The 2087-nt window shown below is 49.4% G+C and carries 3 protein-coding genes; all 3 read right to left on the bottom strand.

Going from position 1 to position 2087, the window contains the following annotated elements; translation table 11 throughout:
* Window positions 1-104: 104 nt before the first annotated feature.
* Genes DWB85_RS19235 through DWB85_RS19225 form a run of 3 tightly spaced genes read right to left on the bottom strand, consistent with a single transcriptional unit; the run spans window position 105 to window position 1810 of the window.
* The gene (locus DWB85_RS19235; RefSeq protein WP_117957688.1) at window positions 105-1244 is read right to left on the bottom strand and encodes a hypothetical protein; all 1140 of its coding nucleotides are present in this window, start codon (window positions 1242-1244) and stop codon (window positions 105-107) included.
* 56 nt (window positions 1245-1300) lie between these two features.
* Window positions 1301-1573, bottom strand: coding sequence for a hypothetical protein (locus DWB85_RS19230; protein ID WP_133300686.1), 273 nt, complete (start codon window positions 1571-1573; stop codon window positions 1301-1303).
* Between the two features lie 3 nt (window positions 1574-1576).
* Window positions 1577-1810 carry a helix-turn-helix transcriptional regulator gene (locus DWB85_RS19225; RefSeq protein WP_117957684.1) on the bottom strand — a complete coding sequence of 78 codons (234 nt, stop codon included), beginning with the start codon at window positions 1808-1810 and terminating at the stop codon, window positions 1577-1579.
* Window positions 1811-2087: the final 277 nt, after the last annotated feature.

Below are 2087 nucleotides of genomic sequence, written 5' to 3'. Positions count from 1 at the left end.
GAACTCAGGCGCATACTGCTTCCGCGTCGTCTTTTTCGATCCTGTCTTGCTGGTCATGGTTCACCTCTGTAGCGTAGTTTACTCGCTTAGCAGGGTGTCCATCATCAGTGGGCAGGATCACGTTGATAGGTACCCGCCTCCCATCCCATGGCACTTTCGCCTGCCGTTACCCATTGAATCATGTCAAACATACGAGCGCTGGATTGCACTTCGGTAGTATCGTAGTTTCTTAAAATTTCCACGAGTACGTTGACAACCGCACTAAACATTCGGGGGCGCACCGCATTCAATCGCCGTTTAAACTCACGCTTTGATATTCGCCCATTCTCTTCGACTGGGCGAAGCTGCAGACCAACGGTACGGCTCCCTAAATCTGATTGTGTCACTACGTCATCGATGCCGTTCATAAGTATCATACGACTGATGTTAAAGACACATTCTCCATCATCTGTATACAACTGCCGTCGTCTTAGTCCGACTCCCGTTGCCATCTGAGCAAAAAGATCACTGTGCTTTTTATTGAAGGTGTACTCCGACAAGTTGTCGAAAGACAGTACGCGATTGGAGGCTGCCTGTATTAGCAAATCAGGTGCGTTCGCAGGTAGTGCAGTATGAGGTGTCATATTTGGATCGACCACGGACTTAATGGCCTCGCACAGCGATCCCTTAGCGGAGCCGTGCTCACCTTGAACAAATAGAACCGGATATGGCCCGTCCGGATGAAAACCCATCAGCACAACGCCCATGACAAGTACAAACTGGTCGTCAGACACATTAAGGATCGCCTTAAACTCTGCCATTGCTTCCGTAATCTCCTCTCGCGTCATAAGCACGGGTCGAGGTAGCGCTTGTTGCCCATGTCGCCTTAGTAAATGTCCTTCCGGCTGACAGATTACAAAACCATCAGACGTTACCTGGACGACTTGGTAGGATCGGTCACAAAGATCAATCTCCAATAGGTCTGTATCTCCCACCAACCGCACGTCAGGATCAACTAGATCTCCTTCATAGATAGCCCTTCCCTCTAAGTACGCGAAAGTGTTCTTAATCAGTTTCGCATCCGGGCTGTTACTATTTACCCGAATATAGTGGTAACTAAAAAAACGCTTAAACTCCTCTCCGCGCAATTTGAACAGCATTTTCTTTTCCTCCACCGTTACGCGGATGTAGGGCTCACGCATGCTGTCATGCGCCAGCTCATAGTGCATTCCTTCAAGGAGATGCAGAGAGCTTTGAATGTTCATTCACTTTCCTCATTCGATAGAGGCGGTGACGCACTCACGCGGCCACCGCCATAGTTTTATTTGACGGACTTGTCCGAGTCACCATTCATTGACGACACCAACTTCTCAGACTCCTCAAGCCTGCCTTCAAGCTCGATTAGCTCGCGCTGCAGCTCAGCAATACGGTCTTCTACTTCCTTGAAGCACTCACGGTAAACGCGATGAAAGTCCATACTGTCGATACCAGACTCATCGAGCACCTGGTAAACCCGCTTCTTCCCCAATGCCACGTACTGCATAAGAGGGAGGGCCTTCGCTACTCCGTCTTCATGAAGAGCATATCTGTTCATCGCTTATGCCCCCCCGTGAATCAGAGAGTCACGCCACTGGAGGATTTCCTCCAGCGGCCACACCACGGTATTCGCTCCGATCTGGATGGGTGGCGGTAGGTGGCCGTCATTACGCCAGCGGTTAATAGTTGAGCGGCTCTTCCCACCAAGCATGGCTTGCAGCTGCTTGATAGAGATAAAAGCAGGTAGTTCACTGCTCTTGCCCGGTGATGCATGGGAGTTTTGGATGTTTTTCATAAGTAGATCCTTTCGTTACAAGTAAATTGAATTGTTGTTGCGCAACGAAAGTAATTTCAGCAGGAAGAACGGTACCTGTGTACCCAAGAAGCTAGCCCCCAAAGCGGACCGCTAGAGGGGCATGATCCTTGTATGTCTATGAAAATATTATATTTTGGTTCATCCGGCATTCGTGTGGGTCACAGCAGCAGGATATAGGTTCAAACCGCCACAATGAAAGAACACGGCAGTCTTAAAATGCTCAGGATTTCGGAAGCCGCAGGCCCTTTTCTGAACA

The sequence above is a fragment of the Seongchinamella sediminis genome, from assembly GCF_003457605.1.
Classification (GTDB): domain Bacteria; phylum Pseudomonadota; class Gammaproteobacteria; order Pseudomonadales; family Halieaceae; genus Halioglobus; species Halioglobus sediminis.
Note: the sequence above shows the minus strand (reverse complement) of the source record. Positions and strands in the feature narration are given on the sequence as shown.

Coding starts and splice junctions, on each gene's coding strand:
- DWB85_RS19235 (WP_117957688.1), bottom strand. CDS start 1,244: ATGAACATTCAAAGCTCTCTGCATCTCCTTGAAGGAATGCACTATGAG.
- DWB85_RS19230 (WP_133300686.1), bottom strand. CDS start 1,573: ATGAACAGATATGCTCTTCATGAAGACGGAGTAGCGAAGGCCCTCCCT.
- DWB85_RS19225 (WP_117957684.1), bottom strand. CDS start 1,810: ATGAAAAACATCCAAAACTCCCATGCATCACCGGGCAAGAGCAGTGAA.